Below are 19094 nucleotides of genomic sequence, written 5' to 3' on the forward strand. Positions count from 1 at the left end.
CCTCCTTATTGAGGATAACATATCAGGTCTCATTATTCACATAACCCAAAATATCCCCATATAAAAATTCCGCCTGATCTTCAATACACTTTTCTACAAGATAACCATCACAAGGAGCGCAAAAATCAAATACCTTTTTCTCAATTTCTCCCTCACAGACGGCTTCATCTTTGCTTACAAACTCACCAATATCCTTTAGCCACAGAAGCTTTCCCGTCTTATACCTCAAGCCCGTTGGCTTGTCCTGACAAGAACACGTTTTTTCCAAACTTCTCTTCGGCATTGCACAACTCGGCACAAGAATTGCTTCTCTCATTCCTTTTCCCCCTCACTCTCTGCTTGATAAAACGAACATACTACCCTTTTACATTCGGCATTGCGTTCATAATATTTACAAATGATTTGCTCCTGCATAGGAAGATCAATGTTCAGTTTTTCTTTGACGAAGGTTATTGCTGTCTTCAGGACAATAAATACTGTTCTTTTACAGCATCGCGGTCCCGGAATTTTAGAAATTTCCTGCAAGCATACTCCAGTCGCTTGATTTACCCACGACCACGTTCTTGTAGACATTGGCGTATTATCTGTTGCAATACTCATATAAATGCCCATGCCAATTGCCGCGCCGCAAGCTCCATGGCTGCCACAAAACCCGCCCAAAACATATTTAGAACGTTTTAGCGCTTCTGTTAAACTAATACATAATTCATCACGGGCCGCTTGCTGAGCTTTCTTCGTTGCAGTTAGCAGTACCGCCGGCACAATAAAATGATGAAATGGATAATGCATAGGAACTTCCTCATTATCCATTAGCGTTATTGCCATATCAACAACTGTTAATTTTTCATCTGCTTCAAACATCTCCAGACACTGTGCCTGTAATTTGTCGTAAATCTCATCCTCATTTTCGATCAAATGCATAAAATTCCTATCCTTTCCCCTTAAAAGTTGATTGCGTTATTTTAAAACTCTTGTTCGCCGATCAGTTCACCTATATCTTGCAGTATTTTTTTCTCCGCCCTATCACAGGCAGGTACTTGAGAAAGTGCAGCACAAATATTGTCTTTTTCAAAAATGCACCCTTTCAAAACTGCAGGTATCGCTGCAATCAAATCCGAATTCATAGCGTCAGAATAGACTCCTACCGTTACGATTTTCCCCCTGTTCACATTAAACTGAAAAACAACTTCACCCCAGGCAAATCTTTTTGAAATTTCATATTGAAAATTAATCTTTCTTCCAAATACCCATTCCCAGGAAGAAAATTTATCAATCGATTCTTGTAAATCACTGTACTTAATCTGTTCCATGCCCAGTTTCAACGGGGTTAATCCGTATATCTCACCAAAAGCCTCTACCAGTTTTTCTTTTAAACAAGTAACTGATAAACGTTCTTTACAGAAATTTTCCAAATTAGCCACTCTGGCTCTTATAGAACTAACGCCATTGGATTGTAGCTTTTCATTCGATACATGTAAATATTGGGACAATTTCCGGACATCTACATTTACCATCAACGTCCCATGATGTAAACAGCGTTCATTCTTTTCGTAAAATGCATTTCCTGAAAATTTTTTTCCCTCAATGGTAAGATCATTACGCCCGGATTTCACTGCGTTAAGTCCAAGCTTTTGCAATGCCAGCAAAATAACATCTACTTGCTTATCAAGAGCATAATCATTTTGTTCTACTAAAAATGAAAAATTTAAGTTTCCCTCATCATGGAAAACCGCGCCACCACCTGATACCCTTCTTGCCAAATAACTCCCGTTTTCTTTTAATTGGTTTATTCTGCATTCTTTCCAGCAATTTTGGTTTCTTCCAATGACAACTGTATTTAAATTTTGCCATAGATACAATATACATTGCTTTTTCTTCACACGAAAAAGCAAATATTCTTCCAGTGCTAAATTATAATAGGGATTTGTTTGATCGCTTTCGATATAAATAATTTCTTCTATCATACTATTTACCACTCTTCACACAGGCTGCCGGACTCACAATGCAGCACATATTTTATTTTCTAGTGTGTTCAGCCACCGTTTTAAGCACTCCAGCCCCTTATCAATAACTGTATATAACCTTTTTATCACACCATATTTTTTCATATTCCACTCATCAGTCACTAATTCACGTAATAGCAGGATTATCTCTTACTAAAATCTCAGCACTATGGTAATACAATTAGAAATAATAAAGGCGTTTAGTTATTCCTTCGCCAAAAAGGATATAACTAAGCGCCTTTGCCTAAGTTTAGATTTAAACAAGCAGTGAATAAATACTCCGCATTGTAAAGCTAATAATCTGAGTATTTTACCTTATACTTTAAATTCATTCAAAATAACGGTACATATTTATTTGTTAACTTATGAAGGAATTATAGCACTATTTTCTATATAACGCAATACCATAAATAACTTGTCAAATAAATTGCTACCATTTTATTTACGTTTATTAGACCAGTGGTTTTAAGTAACTATCTGTATATTCGCAGCATATCTATCAGCTACATTTGCCTACTTCTCGGCAAAGTAAACCCGTGGCCCATAACTTCAGCGGCATCCTGCACAATCATAAAGGCATGAGGATCAACCTCATCAACCAGTTGTTTAATTTTGGCAATTTGGGTTAGAGTGACAACGACGAACAATACTTGCTTGGTCTGGCGGGTAAATGCGCCTTGTCCATGTAGAATGGTAACACCCCGCCCTACCTCTTTTAAAATGACATCAATAATAGCATCTGTATTATAGGAAACGATAAAAACAGTTTTTTTGCGATTAAAACCTTCTACCACTTTATCAGTAAGGTTGGCACTAATAAACATCGAAATCAGTGTCAGCATCGCCAGCTTCAGGCCAAACAGCGTGGCTGCCACACCCATGATTAAACAGTTAATTGCAAACCCTACGGCCCCAAAGTTAAGCGAATAGTACTTTTTTACAATTGCAGCAACAATATCTAAACCACCTCCGCTGCCGTTCATGCGGAAAATAAGACCACTGCCAATACCTGCGAGAACACCGCCAGTAACGGCCGAAATGATGGGATCATCAATTAGGTTAAATTGTGAAACAAACGTCGTGGCATCCACTGCCAAAGAAAAGAAGATGGTTCCATAAATGGTACCAATTGTGTACTCTCTGCCCAAAAGCCGGTAGCCGGCATATAATAGCGGAATATTCATCAACAAGATTTGCACTCCAATTGGAAAACCAAAAAGAAAATAAAAAATAATAGCCAAACCTGAAACCCCGCCGCTTAAGAGATGGTGTGGCACCAAAAAAGCGTTAATGGCAAGACCATTGAGTAAACACCCAATGGCTACCCATACATATTGATTAATCTTATTTTTCATATATCCTCCGTTACTCGTTCATTACTTTATTTAAATTTTACCACACTATTCAAATGCGGTGAATATCCTCCAATAATTATATCTAGTACTATCGTTTGATTATTTCAGCCTAACTATCAATATTTCTTGCTACTGCCCGTTCAATCTGGTAGAATTTTAATATTAGGAGGAATTCAAGAATGAAACTACTTAAAGAAATTGCTGACTGGACATACAGCCTGGCCATTGCACTGGCAATGGCGATTGTGATTAATGCTTTCGTATTTCAGCCCACCCGGGTTGTAGGCAGTTCCATGGAACCAAACCTTCATAACAATGATTATGTTTTTGTATCTAAGTTATCCCATACCTTTGTCGGCACACCTGACTATGGTGACATCGTCATTATTGATAGCCGCGTATTTCGTGAACGTGGTGTAAAAGATGATCTTGCCGACCCTGTCTCCACATACCTTAGCGTTGTCAAACTGGCAGAGATTGATACTCATATCTGGATTAAGCGGATCATCGGCAAGCCAGGCGATACCATTGAGATTAAGGATGGTCAAGTATACCGCAATGGTAGTGTGCTTGATGAACCCTATATTAAAGAAACCATGCGTACTGCCGCTCCAAAGAAAGTTACTGTGCCAGCAAACCAAGTATACGTGCTAGGCGATAACCGCAACAACTCCAGCGACAGTCGTTATATTGGGCCTGTTCCTGTCAGTCATGTACTGGGAAAAGTAGTACTTGTGTTATAAGACGATTATAAATCAAAATACCCTATAGAGTAGACTTTACCTTGTCACTCTATAGGGTATTATTTTATTCTGAGCCTCAGGCTTTTATGTTTTAGTTTTTATACCGTTTCTTAATTGCCCCTACAACAGGAATACTAATAGCGGCAGCAATAATGGCTTCCGGAATACCGTTAATTAACGCAATACCATAAATGACCTGAATGGTTGCATCCAGATCAATTCCCCGCGCCGCAGCGAATTGGGCGGCATATAGGACATAAATCATGGTTAGTACACCAAACGTATTGGTGAGCGAACCAACCACCGCACTCACACCAATGCGAACTCCTTCGTGTTTGCTCCGTGTCCACTTATACGCATAGTAGGCAGTAACACCAATAAACACGCGTGGCAGCACTGATACTAAAGGATTGATAAAAGCAAAAGAAAGAACAGTAGGGGCAGTTAAGCTTTGAATAATGCTAAATAGACCAAAAATCAGGCCAATCATGGCCCCAACAACCGGGCCTTCCAAAATAGCGCCAATAATAACCGGAATTTGCATAATAGTTGCTTTAGCCGTAGGTAGTGGAATAAATCCAAAGCCTGAAAGCCCCAAAATGATAGATATGGCTGACAACATACCAATAATCGCAATCTGCCGCACTCCAAATCTACCTGTTCCTCGCAGCGACACCATTTTTTCCATTATTCGTTACCTCCGTTCTTATTCCCTTGTGGGATATAAGTCGATTTCTTCAGGGCGTACCAAGCCGCCAGTCTGGTTTCCATTAAATACCAGCTAGTAAAGGCAACTTGTCATACTTCCGTTTAACATGTTACCACATTTATTATAAAATTTGTATATTTTTTTTACAAAATCCTTTTTAAGAGCACAACCAGCAAAGAAACAATTCCCCATATTTACCTTATCACTTAGGCTTGGGGATGAGAAAAAAAACCAGCTTGGTAAATTGATTAAACAGCAACAATCCTGCTATCGAAGATAACAGATTAAACAATATATGGATAGTTGCCACCTGGCTGCTGAAATCTGTTGTAATCCACTCAGCAACAATGATAAAAAACTGAGTTATGGGCAGAAAACTAACAACCCCCAGGACATTCAGCAGAATGTGGGACAGGGCCACCCGCCTGGCAGCCAACGGCGCTACCGCACTAAAAACAACAGATGATACACAGGAACCGATATTGTTGCCATAAACAATATAAACGGCTGTAGTTATATCTACTACGCCCCGGTCAGCAAGCAACATTAGTAAAGCAGTAGCAGCGCTGCTTGACTGGAATACTATTGTTACAATCAAACCGCCCAATATACCATAAAACGGCTGCGTTTTAGCAAGAATAAGATACTCTGTTAACTGCTCCAACTCGGAGATACTTGCAATCCCCTGCACTAACAGTTCAATGCCGGCAAACATACTTAGCAATCCTATACAGGCAAAACTTACATAGCGCAGTCTCCTAATAATACCCAGTACAAAGCAAAATAGCATCAAAACCCAAATATAATTTGACGGAAGTGTCAAGTTAACCAGTCCCAGAGTAGAACAGGTACCAATATTTGCTCCCAGGATAATGCCTAATGCCTGCCGAAAAGACATATAATCAGCACTTACCAAGCCAATTGTAATTAGACAAACCGTTGTACTGCTCTGAAATGCAGCAGCAGTCACTGTACCTAATAGCAAACCACGCCAAGGCGTTTTCGTCAGCTTCTCTAAAACTATCTGCAACCGATACCACAGCGCCTTTTTCAACCCATAACGCATGACAAAGATGCCACCTAACAGCATACCTATACCCAGAAAAACCGCTAACATATATGCAACCCTCCAACATATACTTTTCTTTTACCATATGTTGGAGGGTGTTTCCGTATGTTTGCCGGCTATTCTTTTCACGCGGCAATTTACGATTGGGCCTGCTCCCGCGGGCAGGTTTTATATCATTGTCCTGAGTCATTTACCGCTCCCTCAAGCCCTCGCTTTTATATTTGATAAACGGATCCATGAAATACTCGATGATCTGCTTCTGCCTTGTCTTTATTTCTGCCGTTACAGCCATTCCGGGACTAATATAAACCGTCCGGCCGCTTGCCAGGTCAAAATAGTCGCTATTCGTCCGGAGCAGAGCCCGGTAAATCAGACCCTTGTCTTTATCCTCCACCGCGTCGCGGCTAATTTCCACCAGGGTCGCATCCAGCGTCCCATATTTCTGGAAGTTGAAGGTTTCGACCTTGATTTCGGCGTTCTGGCCTTCATAGAGAAAGCCAATATCCTTGTTGGCCACCCACGCTTCGACTTCCATCTGCTCCCCTTCGGGAACCACCAGCATCAGATTTTGCGCCGGGGTAACCACTCCGCCCACCGTGGTTACCGCCAGTTGCTGCACTGTGCCGGCAATAGGGGAAGTAACGGTACTCAAACGGTTTTTTTCCTGCGCCTTGTGCAAATCCTCTTCCACCGCCTGGAGCTGGCGCCGGTCGTCCACCAGCTTCTGCATAATATCCCGGTCGTGTTCGCCTTTTATATTATTTAGGGTCTCCATGCTTTGCAGCAGGGCGTGATTGGCCTTGACAAGGTCGCTGCTCTGGGCAGCAAGATCCTGCTGGATGCCAATACGTTGCTTGCGGTATTCCAGGTACTGAAAACTTCCCACTGCTCCGGCATCTGCCAATTCCTTCATTTTGTTTTCTTGCTCGGTGATAATCTCCAGTTGCTGGGTAAGTTTTTCTTTTGTGGCCTGGATAGTTTCCAGCGCCGCTTCGGCCTGGTTGACCGCCTGCTGCGCCGCGGCCAGCTTGGCCTGATACTCGGCCATCCGGCTGCGATATAGCTGCAGTTGGTACTGAACATCCTGGGGATTTACCCCCGCGTTGCTGTTAGGAACAAACGGCATATCCTGCTGTTCGGCGAGCAGACGCGCGATTTCCAATTGGTAATAGGCCTGTTCTTTCATTTGGCGGGCCAGGTCGGCCGCTGTAAAGGTAGTGTCCAGTTCAATAAGCACGTCGCCGGGCTGGACCTTACTGCCGTTTTTGACGTGGATGGTTTTCACCACGCCGGTGTCGAAAGCCTGAATGGTCTTGGTATAGCCGGAGGGAATGATTTTTCCCGGTGCCACGGCCACCTCGTCAACATGGCCGATGCACGCCCATAAGAGCGCAATAACGAACAGGGAAATTAGCATCCAGACAATAGCCCGGCCGAGAGGCGACGGCGGTGTCTCAACAACTTCCAAGGCCGCCGGCAGAAATTCCATTTCACTTTTGGTGAGTTGGTCTGATTGATCTGTTGCTTTGTACAAATTCTTTAGCCAAGTAAGTTTATCCTGAAACCAGTCCCCGATTTTTAAGCGCATCCTTCTTTTCCCTCCTGCTGCATATAGAGGTGATAGTAAGCGCCTTTTAGTTTTAAGAGCTGCTGGTGGCCGCCTTGTTCGATGATCCGTCCTTTTTCGACGACCACCAGGATATTGGCATCTCTGACTGTCGACAGGCGGTGGGCGATGATGAATACCGTCCGGCCCCGGCAAATCTGCTGGAGATTATCCTGAATGATCTTTTCCGATTGGTAGTCCAGGGCACTTGTCGCTTCGTCGAAAATAAGAATTTGGGGATTGACCAGCAAAGCCCGGGCGATGGCGATTCGCTGGCGCTGGCCGCCGGACAGGGCGGTGCCGCGTTCGCCGACGCTGGTGTCATAGCCTTCCGGCAGCTCCAGAATGAATTCATGGGCGCCGGCTAATTTGGCCACCTGGATAATGCGGTCCATCGGAGCACCCGGATCGACGGCGGCGATGTTCTCCCGCACACTGCCATTAAACAGGAAGTTCTCCTGCAGAACGACGCCGATCTGGCGGCGCAGCCAGGCCGGCTCGACCTGGCCCAGGTCGATACCGTCGATGAGAATCCGGCCTCGCTCAGGGATATACAGCCGCTGGATGAGTTTGGTGAGAGTGCTTTTACCCGAACCCGAACGGCCAACAATCCCCACCGTGGTTCCTGGCGGAAAGGCCAGGTTAATCCCGTCCAGCACCAACGGACCGTCATTTCGGTAACGGAAGGACAAATTTTCGACGGCGACATGGCCTTTGATGGACGGCAGCAGCGTCCGGTTAGGGTTAAAGACCGGCTCGCGGGGGCAATTGAGGATATCCCCCAGCCGCTCAATCGACAGCCGAACCTGCTGGAAGTCCTGCCAGATGTTAGCCAGCCGCAGCACCGGGTCGGTCACCCGGCCGGCCAGCATTTGAAAAGCGATAAGTTGGCCGACGGTCAAAGTGCCATCCATAACCAGATGAGCCCCAAACCACAACACCGCGAGGGTGGATAGTTTTTGGATGTATTGGGCGGTGTTGCCGGCCAGGTTGCCAAGGATGGTGGTATGAAAGGAAGCCTTGACGTAGTTAGATAAAATTCCCTCCCACTTGTGGTCGAACTGCGGCTCAATGGCCAGGCTTTTGACGGTGTGAATACCGGTAATGGATTCCACCAGATAGGATTGCATTTCCGATCCGCAGGCAAATTTATGGTTAAGACGCTGCCTGAGAATGGGGGTAACGATAAGTGAAAGGGCCACGAACAACGGCAGCGCCGCCAGAGTAACAAAGCTTAGGGTTACGCTGTAGAAAAACATGGCAATAATAAAGACGATAGCGAAAAAAAGGTCGAGAACAACGGTAAGGGTCGAGCCGGTAAGGAACTGGCGAACGTTTTCCAGCTCCCTCACCCGGGCTACGGTGTCACCCACCCGCCGGATTTCGAAATATTGCAGCGGCAGCCCTAATAAGTGATGAAACAGTTTGGCGCCAAGGATAACGTCCACCCGGTTGGTGGTATGGGAAAAAAGATAAGAACGCAAAACTCCCAGAATGCCTTCAAACGAGTTGATCACCAGTAGACCGACCGCCAAAATGTCCAGCGTGGTCACTCCTTTGTGGACCAGGACTTTGTCGATAATGACCTGGGTGAACAGAGGCGTGATTAGGCCAAAGCTTTGCAAAAAGAACGAGGTGATTAAAACCTCGCCAAAAAAGCGTTTGAATTTTACCACGACCGGGATAAACCAGCTAAAGTTAAATTCTTTTTCCAGGTTTGCCAGGCTGAAGCGGCGGGTGAGTAAAATCACCGTGCCGGTCCAAGCGGCACTGAAAGTTTCGTGGGTTAGCGTGAGTGGCCGTTCTTTAAAGGGATCGAAAATTAGCACTCTTTGGTCGTCAGCTTTTACGACAACCACATATTGACCGTTGCCCAGCAAAGCCAGTATAGGCAGCGATAGTTTTGCCAGTTTCGTGATCACCGTACTCGTTTGTTTGGCCTTCAGTCCAAGCTCTTTGGCTGCTCGCAGCATAATGATCGCATCTGCTGTTATTGCGTTTACGAGAAAGGCCCGCTTGAGTTGCTGATAATCGGCCGGTATGCCCAGTAACCGGGCAGCGGTGACCAGGCACATCAAGCCGCTGTCCGGTCGATTGGGGTTATTGTTTTCTGGTTCCATTTTTGGCCTCCGTTACATGTGGCAAATTGAGCAGCATCAATACCGGTAGCTAATGCTACCGGTATCGACGTTCTCTTATTATGCCTTGCAGATTTTAGTGTTACGCAATCTTCTGGCTAACCTGCGCGGCGGTTAATGTACCGTCAGAGAACTTGAACTGATCGACCTGATAGCTTGTTCCTAAGGTCCAGTTGCTGACACGGGCGGTTTCACCGGTTTGTGCTATTGTGCACACCAGATCATTGCCATTACGGGTAAACGCAATACTTGCCATCACTAGATTTTGGAACTGCAGGACATCGGCCCCGACGCTGGTATCATAATTGTTAATGGTGTCATTGCCCGCGCCGCTTCCGAATAGATAGGTGTCGCTGCCAGCGCCACCTGTCAGGGTATCATTGCCGGCACCACCGCTGAGCGTGTTATTGGCGCTGTTGCCGGTAATGATATTGTTTAGCGTGTTTCCGGTGCCATTAATTGCTGCCGTTCCGGTCAAAGTGAGGTTCTCAAGGTTAGACCCTAAGGTGTAGGTAATGCTTGATTGCACGGTATCTGTGCCTTCACCGGCATTCTCGGTTACTTTATCACCTGCATTATCCACGACATAAGTGTCGTTGCCTGCGCCACCAACCATCGTGTCTGCACCCGCACCACCGTTGAGGGTATCATTGCCTGCGCCGCCAGTCAGTACATTATTAGCACCGTTGCCTGTAAGTACATTGTCCAGCGTGTTCCCTGTCCCGTTGATTGCTGCCGTGCCGATCAGGGTCAAGTTCTCAAGGTTGGCGCCTAGCGTATAAGTAATGGACGATTGTACCATATCAGTGCCGGCACCCGCATTCTCGGTCACAATGTCGCCGGCATTGTCCACGATGTAGGTGTCGTTGCCGGCACCGCCAGCCATGGTATCGGCCCCAGTGCCGCCATTAAGCACATTGTTGGCACTGTTACCGGTAATGGTATTGTTCAGCGTGTTGCCAGTACCGTTGATTGCTGCTGTGCCAGCCAGCATCAGGTTTTCAACATTGGCCCCCAGGATATAGGTAATCCAGGACTGCACAGTATCTGTTCCTTCACCAGCATTTTCGGTCACGACATCACCGATATTATCTACCACATAGGTGTCGTTGCCGGCGCCACCAACCAGCGTGTCTACACCCACACCACCGTTCAGGGTATCGTTGCCGGCGCCTCCTGTCAGTACATTGTTGGCGCCGTTGCCTGTAAGTACGTTGTCCAACGTATTCCCTGTGCCATTAATTGCTGACGTGCCGGTCAAGGTGAGGTTCTCAAGGTTAGACCCTAAGGTGTAGGTAATGGCTGACTGCACGGTATCTGTGCCTTCACCGGCATTCTCGGTTACTTTATCACCTGCATTATCCACAACATAGGTGTCGTTGCCTGCGCCACCAACCAGCGTGTCCGCGCCCGCACCACCGTTGAGGGTATCGTTGCCGGCGCCGCCTGTCAGTACATTGTTGGCACCGTTGCCGGCAAGTACATTGTCCAGCGTGTTCCCCGTGCCATTAATTGCCACCGTTCCGGTCAAGGTGAGGTTCTCAAGGTTAGACCCTAAGGTGTAGGTAATGGCTGACTGCACGGTATCTGTGCCTTCACCGGCATTCTCGGTTACTTTATCACCTGCATTATCCACAACATAGGTGTCGTTGCCTGCGCCACCAACCAGCGTGTCCGCACCCGCACCACCGTTGAGGGTATCGTTGCCGGCGCCACCGGTCAGTACATTATTAGCACCGTTGCCTGTAAGTACATTGTTCAGCGTATTCCCTGTCCCATTGATTGCTGCCGTACCGGTTAGAGTCAAGTTCTCAAGGTTGGCGCCTAGCGTATAAGTAATGGACGATTGTATCATATCAGTGCCGGCGCCCGCATTCTCGGTCACAATGTCGCCGGCATTGTCCACGATGTAGGTGTCGTTGCCGGCACCGCCAGCCATCGTATCTGCCCCAGTGCCGCCATTAAGCACATTGTTGGCGCTGTTACCGGTAATGGTATTGTTCAGCGTGTTGCCTGTTCCGTTTATCGCCCCTGTGCCTGTCAAGGTTAGATTCTCAAGGTTAGACCCTAAGGTATAGGAAATGCTTGACTGCACGGTATCGGTGCCCTCACCGGCATTCTCGGTCACGCCATCGCTGGTATTATCTACTACGTACATATCGTCACCTGCACCGCCAGCCATCATGTCGGCACCGTTGCCGCCGTCAAGGATATCCTTGCCCGCGCCGCCGCTCAGCGCATTGTTTCCGCTATTACCGATGAGGATGTTATCCAGTGTATTGCCTGTCCCGCTACTATTGGCTGTTCCAGTCAGTGCCAAATTTTCGACATTGGCGCCAAGCGTATAGGTGATGGATGAAAGGACAGTGTCATTGCCTTCGCTGGCATTTTCCGTTACTGCATCCCCGGCATTGTCGACCACATAGGTGTCATCACCAGTGCCGCCCCGCAATTGATCAGCGCCGGTGCCGCCGTCCAGCCAATCATTGCCGGCGCCGCCGGTCAGTATGTTGTTGGCTGCGTTGCCGGTGATTTCGTTAGCCAGTTCGTTGCCGGTACCGCTGACTGCGGCGTTGCCGAGAATGAGGTTTTCGACATTGGCGCCCAGGGTGTAGTTAAGGGTAGCATAAACGGTGTCAATGCCGGCATTGGCGTTCTCGGTGACAACATCCCCGGCGTTGTCGACAAGGTACACATCGCTGCCTGCGCCGCCAGCCATGGTGTCGGCACCTTGCGCTCCGTCCAGTTTGTTGTCGGCTGCATTGCCGGTAAGTATGTTGTTGAGGGCGTTGCCTGTGCCGTTGATGGCGCCCGTACCGGTAAGGGTAAGGTTTTCCAGATTACCGGCCAAAGTAAAGGACACCGAAGATTGGACGGTATCTGTGCCTTCGCCGGGGTTTTCCAGAATCCGGTCGGCACCGTCATCGACGACATAGGTGTCATTGCCCGCGCCGCCGATTAGGATATCGCTGCCACCACCGCCATTGAGCACGTTATTGCCGCTATTGCCGGTAATCCGGTTGGCCACGGCGTTGCCTGTGCCGTTGCTATTGGCCGTGCCGGTCAGGGTAAGTGCTTCCACTTCGTCAGGCAGCGTGTAGTTCACACTTGCTTTCACTGTGTCATAGCCGCCACCGGCCACTTCTTTGACGACGTCACCGGCGTTGTCCACGATGTAGGTGTCATCGCCGGTGCGCCCTTCCATGGTGTCGGCACCCAGCCCGCCGTCCAGCGTTTGGCCGCCGGCGTCGCCGATCAAAGTATCGTTGCTGCTGGTTCCTTGCAGCAGGGGATGGGCTACCGGCGGATAGGCGCCGGCATCGGCAAAAATAAAGTTTGCTGCCGAGAGTTGGGAGGCAGTTTTGTTGTACAGGGAAATGTATTGCGTGCCAACCGCCATGGGTCCCAGCCAAATGCGCAGGATTTGATCGCCGTTTACATTAAAATTGCTGAAGTTAAGGTCGGCAAATGATTTGACCGAGCGAATGTGGGAAAGATCTATTTTTTCATTGCTATTGGTCACTTCAAAGTCGTAAATGAGATTTTTCATCACTCCTTGTGAGGCGGCCGCCGTTGTGTCTTCTGCCACTACAAACCGGTCATTGCCGCTGCCGCCGGCAACGCCAGCCACCGTACCGCCGGCCAGATTGTAGGACATGCCGGTGAAAGTCCCGCTGGCACTGATAATATTGGCAGTATTCCAGCCGGCGACTGCTTGGTCCCCTTCCAGGTAAATGGTGTCGTTGCCGGCGTCGCCGCCGATGTAGTCAAAACCGTCACCGCCGTACAATGTATCGTTGCCGCCGCCACCGCGCACCACATCATTGCCGGTCCCGCCGTTCATAATATCATTTCCGCCGGTTGTGCCGTCTGTTGTATTTTCACCGACCAGGATATCGTCACCGCCACCGCCGTAGATGGCATCATTGGCGGTGCCGCCGAAGACCCGTTCACCGCCGTCGCCGGCCCAATAGATATAGCCGTCATTGGGAAGAGTGGTTTCGGCTTCCGCCGTATCATTGCCAAAACGAACGCCCGCATAATTTGTCAAATCGCGGGGAGTAAGCCCTTCGGCGACACTCAAAAAGCTGCTGGCTGTAAGTGTACTGGCGGTGACATTTTTTAGCAATACTGTCTGCCCATTGCCAAGATTGATCCGTGTGTCTGCACCCTCCTGGGTAAAGATCAGCGACGAATAGGCATTTGCACCGAACTTCGATAGCAGAATCCTTTCTGAGCCAGCGACAAAATCGGTAATGACATCAGTTGCGCCCGCTTCTTTTTCAATTACAAATACATCGCTGTCAGCTCCACCGGTCAGTGTGTCGTTGCCGGCACCGCCGAACAAAACATCCCAGCCGGCCCCGCCGGCTATTGTATCATTGCCCCTGCCGCCTACCAGGAAATTAGTAGCCGCATTGCCGGTAATGGTGTCATTGAACTCGCCGCCAATGACATTCTCGATATTGCCGGGATTTTGTATCGTCAGTGCCGTCCCGGCCAGAGTGGCTGCACCGGTTGTCAGGTTAATCAAACTGCCGCTGGCAATGGCGGCAGCATTGATGGTGTCCCGGCCGCCGTCGGTGTCGTTGAGGACATTGCGACCGCTGGCGGCAAGTGTTGCATACTCATTGGTGTAAACATACTGGTCATCAACCGAATCACCATTACCATACACGTTAATGCTCCAGCTATTTAACGTTCCGGTACTGCCGGTCGCGGTATCGATAACCTTTAGCGTCCAGGTTCCGGCGGCGTTCTCGCCCCAGTTGCAAGCTGTGGTAAAAACATAGTCCAGCGTATTGGAACCATTAAAGGTTGCATCGCCAGAAGCTGATGAATTATTAGGATCTTTACCCGGACGATTCATTAAAACAGCTTCCGTGCCGGAGGGTGAAACGAGCTTGAGAATCAGATCCCCCGGACGGGCGTGGGTAAGGCTGACACGTACCTCGACATGCTCAGTCAGAATCCCATTGGCCGGCATAACCAGGGTACGGGAGATTCCTGCCGCGTTGTTGTCCGGAATGGCTGCATTGATGGCCCCTGATGCCGGCGGCGCTGCCAAAGAAATCTCATTATTGTAAGTCTGCTGCGTCATCCAGGTCTCAGCCAATCGTACCGCCGCCCGGGCGTCAACCTCGCCGAAACCGTAATCATGCGAGAAGTGCATGCCGCCGCCATTCCAGTTGGCAGCATGGTTTGTCGCCCAAGTGGTGTTGGGGTCAGTCACCTTTTTCGCAGATATCGCCAGAATTTGCTGTACATCGCGATAGCCAAGCTTGGGATTGGCTTCCAACATCAGCGCTACGATGCCGGAGACTATCGGCGCAGCGAAGCTTGTACCCTGCGAGGTCGTAGTGTCTGACCCGAAGGTACTGCCGTTATCATTCTGGATTAGGCGCGAAGTAGATGTGATATTTGATCCCGGCGCGGCGACCAGGATGTTGGCGCCCTGGCTTGAGAACGGTTTTTCACCTACTTGCAGCATGCCTAGATCAGTCCGCGCGTTAATGGCGCCGACGGTAATGGTTAAGCGGTTATTGCTGTTATAGTTATAGTTGGTGTTGCCGCCTTTGGCCCGGTCATTGCCGGCAGCTGACACGATTACTGTTCCGAGACCGTTTCGACCGTCCTGCACCGCGTCGACATATTCCTTGGCTTGCGTACCCACCGGTGCAGTGGACAGGAAGAAATTAGGACTGGCACTCCAGCTGTTATTAACCACATCGTACCATTTCATCGATGCAAGTCCAGTGGCAATGCCGGCAACGTCATCTTTGGGCAGCCAGTGTCCGGCCACCGTTGCGTCATAGGCCACGCCCACACTGCCTTGCCCATTTTTGGCGGCTACCATCACGCCGGCTACCAAGGTGGCGTGGTTGCTATAACGGTCTTCCGCGCCATCACCCGCCATGCTGCCTGGCGTGGCGTTAGCCAACCATTCGGGGTCGATATTATCTTTGAGGTCCGGATGCTTATAATCCAGTACCTCTTTGGTTGTCGAAAATGCTCCGCCTGGTTCGAACTGGCCAATGTGGATTCCTTTACCGGTGTAATCTTTCCATACCGGCAGAATGTTGGCTTCCGACAGATACCATTGGTCTACAACCAAGGGGTCGGAAGGCAAGTCCGGTGTTTTCAGGTACACCGCCGCCCGCATGGCAGCGGTCTGACCGGTATTAAAGTCAATGGCCGTTGCCGCCTGGTTGCCTTTGGCGTCAGCGATGGTATACTTGAACCCCATAATGCCGGTAAAGGCCGGAGTCGGCGTGAAAAGTACATCGCCTGCTGTGGTAATTGTGGCCGTACCGCCTTGCACGTCAAACAGTTGGGTTATCTTAAGACTGTCCCCCTGCCAGTCGATGTCATTAATCAACAGTTGCTCCTTGGCAATGAGATGCGCGTTAGCGTGATCGAAGGCAACGCCGTTTTTGTCCTTTGTCAGCACGTCTTTCACCGGCATCGGATTTTCCAGGCCCGCGCTGGTATTGCTGGGTATTTCAACCAGACTTACGTCCTTGAAATTGGCTTTTTTGACGTTTTTGACAAAGTCGGTACCGTCACGCCCGGCCACTGTGTCGCTGATCCACACGCCGTTGGCTGTCTTGGTAATCCGGTACTCGGAGAAGCTGCCGGAAAGCTCAATTACGTTGGTGCCGGCACCGCCGTCAATATAGTCGTCGCCGGTGCTGCCTTTGAGCACATCGTTGCCGCTGCCACCGTAGAGGGCATCGTCGTCCTGGCCGCCGTCGAGAAAATCGTCGCCTGCTCCCCCATAGATGTTATCGCGCCCACGATGGCCGCGCAGCACATCATTGCCTGCTCCACCATCAATGAAATCGTCGCCGTCTTCACCGGCTATGGCATCACTGGCCGCCCCGCCGATCATGATATCATCGCCATCACCACCGGAAATGAAGACCGAGCTTGTCCCGCCGCCGATGAAGACGTCAGCGCCTCGGCCACCCTGGGCGATTTCAACTTCGGCTTGCGCCAGGTTTAGCGTCACGCCTTTATCGCCAATCACCTGCACAACATCTGTGCCCGCACCGGCATGAATATTAGCCTTTTTATCGTCGGCGTCAATGAGCAAGACGTCATCGCCTGCTCCGGCATTGAAGGTGTCGCTTCCCTGTCCGCCTGCGAGCCAGTTGTTGTTGGCGTCGCCGATAAGTGTGTCGTTTCCGGCACCGCCGTAGGCATTCTTCACGCCTTTGGTCGCCACGTTAATGATCTCACCGGTAGAGCTGCCCGCAACGTAGGCGCTGGTAGGCGCTGTACTGCCTGAGCCTTGGGTAGTTGCCACAATGCCGCTGCCCGAAGTGGTAAAAGTACTGCCATTGGGGTTGGTGAGAAAGTTGGCGGCTATGGCCGTCTTGGACTGACCGTTCTGGACGAAGCTACCGCGGGCCAACACTTCATTGCCATCAAGCACTTCGCCCGACTGGACCTGGTTGGCAAGGTTGATTTGAGTAATACCGAGTTGCGTCAATGTCTTGAGTTCAGAAGCTTCACCCGCGTCAATGACATTGTTATTGTTGGCATCATTCCAGGACTTGCCGTCGTGGTTGGCATCTACCCAGACTTTGACTGAACTCCAGGCGGTGTCACTGCTATTAAATATGCCGTCGTGATTGGAATCCAGACTTTTGAGCGCTTCGAAACCGTTCTTGTAGGGCTTGGTGCCTGCTGTGCCGTTTGCGCCGGCTGCTCCACCGTAGTATTCGGACATGGTTTCAGAAATGTTATCGATTTTGCCATTATTGTTCCGATCTACAACCACGATACCGTCCTGCGGCGACACCCAGCCGGTCTGTTCCAGACTGCCCCCGTCATTGTCGGCATCAAAGAGGACTGGTGATGAACTGTAGTCGGTGAGTTTTACACCGTCACCGTTGAGGTCCAAAACAAGGGGATCAACAGGTATGTAAGTCTGACCGGATATCGAGTTGATATTTACGCCTGACCAGGTTGGCGATGATATAAATCCCTCAAAAGGAGTTGTAATCAGATATTGTGGATTAAGATTTCCATTCCCGGGCATGGTTCCATCAGAAAGAATTGAATTGGATAATCCTGATACAATATCTGTACCGTAATTGAGGCTAATTGGATCTGTTAAAATATTATAGCCGCCACCGCTGAAGACTGTTCCTTGTCCAACCTGATTCTCCTGCTGCTGCAAGTCGGTTGATCCTTGTTGTTTTGGTGTGAGGTTAGGGTTAAAGGTAAAATCGAAGGTGTTGGTGGAACTCTTAGGTGTCTGGAATAGCACAACATTCTGTCCTATAGATACTTCGCCTGGATTAGCTATACCATTATTGTTTGCTACGCCAGTCGGAGTAATATCCTCTCCGAAATAAGATGTAGCATATGAAAGATTTCCACCAGACCCTATTATACTTATTCCTTTGTCGCCGCCTCGTAAATTTTCGCTTTGTTGCAAAGTAGCTAAGTCAGTGCCAGTCATTGGTATTAGTATGGTGGTGCCGGAATTTAGTGTGGTGTTATATACAGCATTGCCATCTTTATCAATTGCATTTTTTACACCACTGCCATATATGGTTTGTAAGGTATTCCATCCATCGCCTGATTGAAGGGTTGTTTGTATATAGTAATTATTAGGATCTTTGGGCAGCCTAGTCGCCGTTACTATTACTTCATCAGTGGGAATAAAATTATCAATTATACCGTTAGAAACTTCTTTTAATTCTGATAAGCCATAAGTAGGCGTGTCATAAATATTTTTTGAGTTCGAATAGTACAAATTACTATGGTGATATTGAAAGCTAGAATTTGAGCTATTTGTGTTACCATTATAATTATTGAATATAAATACATCATTTCCTAAACGACCACTTGGAACATCGTACAGAGTGCCGTATCCCATTTGGGGAACAGGGTCTCGTGGATCGATTATATTCGTAAAATTAAAATTTCCCCATTCACTTAGAGATATTTCATTATGGTTCAATTGCACGGAGGCTGCTGATTTGGGTCCCCCGAAACCGATCCCTGGGACCCAAACTCCGCCTGTCTGTTCATAAATGTAACCAGCTTGATCACAAGAATCGGCAACACCAAGTGAATGAGACGTAAGTACCACCCGTTGCTCTACATTTGTTTTATCAATGCCTAGTTCTTGTAATGCTGTCCACACATCTGAGGAACTACTAAACTGGGGAGCCGGGACAGCCAAGCCCAAAGAGGCATCAGATATAATATCCCCTACCTGCAACTCTGTTCCGGCAGTAGCAACTACGTATGTATTTGTCCCATCTTTCTGAAATATACGGGCACGAAAACCTGTAAGATTGTTCACTACCTCACCCACTGCCGTAAATCCATGCGGAGCACCTGTAGTTCTGTAAGAATAGTCTGCACAATCAGCCAGTTCCGGCACATTTATACCATTTACCGTAATATTTTTAATTTCCGGATTGGGTACAAAGATTTCACTCATAACAG

Annotated in this window: 10 protein-coding genes; 1 reads left to right on the top strand and 9 read right to left on the bottom strand. The window is 48.5% G+C overall.

Annotated features, from left to right (window positions below; translation table 11 throughout):
* Nucleotides 1-22 precede the first annotated feature (22 nt).
* The 4 genes from AC1ECB_RS19005 to AC1ECB_RS19020 form a co-directional block, all read right to left on the bottom strand.
* A complete protein-coding gene (locus AC1ECB_RS19005) occupies nucleotides 23-316 on the bottom strand; it encodes a lipoyl domain-containing protein (protein ID WP_485665253.1) in 294 nt (97 codons plus the stop codon).
* Entirely contained in the window at nucleotides 313-921 is a 609-nt protein-coding gene (locus tag AC1ECB_RS19010) for a DUF5714 domain-containing protein (RefSeq protein ID WP_485665254.1), read from the bottom strand. The genes AC1ECB_RS19005 and AC1ECB_RS19010 overlap by 4 nt, the downstream gene beginning before the upstream one ends.
* A 41-nt stretch (nucleotides 922-962) precedes the next feature.
* Nucleotides 963-1964, bottom strand: a complete 1002-nt coding sequence (gene lplA, locus AC1ECB_RS19015; protein ID WP_485665255.1) for a lipoate--protein ligase — start codon at nucleotides 1962-1964, stop codon at nucleotides 963-965.
* 542 nt (nucleotides 1965-2506) lie between these two features.
* Nucleotides 2507-3358 (bottom strand): YitT family protein, encoded by an 852-nt coding sequence (locus AC1ECB_RS19020; protein WP_485665256.1) that lies wholly within the window; start codon nucleotides 3356-3358, stop codon nucleotides 2507-2509.
* A 179-nt stretch (nucleotides 3359-3537) separates the two neighbouring features.
* Here AC1ECB_RS19020 and lepB point away from each other — a divergent pair, with 179 nt between their 5' ends.
* Complete coding sequence (gene lepB / locus AC1ECB_RS19025; RefSeq protein WP_485665257.1) at nucleotides 3538-4101, top strand: signal peptidase I; 564 nt, start codon at nucleotides 3538-3540, stop codon at nucleotides 4099-4101.
* Nucleotides 4102-4192: 91 nt separating this feature from the next.
* Here the strand turns inward: lepB and AC1ECB_RS19030 are convergent, their stop codons facing one another.
* The 5 genes from AC1ECB_RS19030 to AC1ECB_RS19050 form a co-directional block, all read right to left on the bottom strand.
* Nucleotides 4193-4789, bottom strand: a complete 597-nt coding sequence (locus AC1ECB_RS19030; protein WP_485665258.1) for an ECF transporter S component — start codon at nucleotides 4787-4789, stop codon at nucleotides 4193-4195.
* A gap of 223 nt (nucleotides 4790-5012) precedes the next feature.
* The gene (locus AC1ECB_RS19035; protein ID WP_485665259.1) at nucleotides 5013-5927 is read right to left on the bottom strand and encodes a Na/Pi cotransporter family protein; all 915 of its coding nucleotides are present in this window, start codon (nucleotides 5925-5927) and stop codon (nucleotides 5013-5015) included.
* Between the two features lie 142 nt (nucleotides 5928-6069).
* On the bottom strand, nucleotides 6070-7467 hold the full coding sequence (locus tag AC1ECB_RS19040) for an HlyD family type I secretion periplasmic adaptor subunit (protein ID WP_485665260.1): 1398 nt from the start codon (nucleotides 7465-7467) through the stop codon (nucleotides 6070-6072).
* A complete protein-coding gene (locus AC1ECB_RS19045) occupies nucleotides 7458-9605 on the bottom strand; it encodes a type I secretion system permease/ATPase (RefSeq protein ID WP_485665261.1) in 2148 nt (715 codons plus the stop codon). The genes AC1ECB_RS19040 and AC1ECB_RS19045 overlap by 10 nt, the downstream gene beginning before the upstream one ends.
* 100 nt (nucleotides 9606-9705) lie before the next feature.
* The gene (locus AC1ECB_RS19050; protein WP_485665262.1) at nucleotides 9706-19089 is read right to left on the bottom strand and encodes a proprotein convertase P-domain-containing protein; all 9384 of its coding nucleotides are present in this window, start codon (nucleotides 19087-19089) and stop codon (nucleotides 9706-9708) included.
* Between the last annotated feature and the right edge of the window lie 5 nt (nucleotides 19090-19094).

The sequence above is a fragment of the Sporomusa sp. 246TCP1 genome (assembly GCF_057319775.1).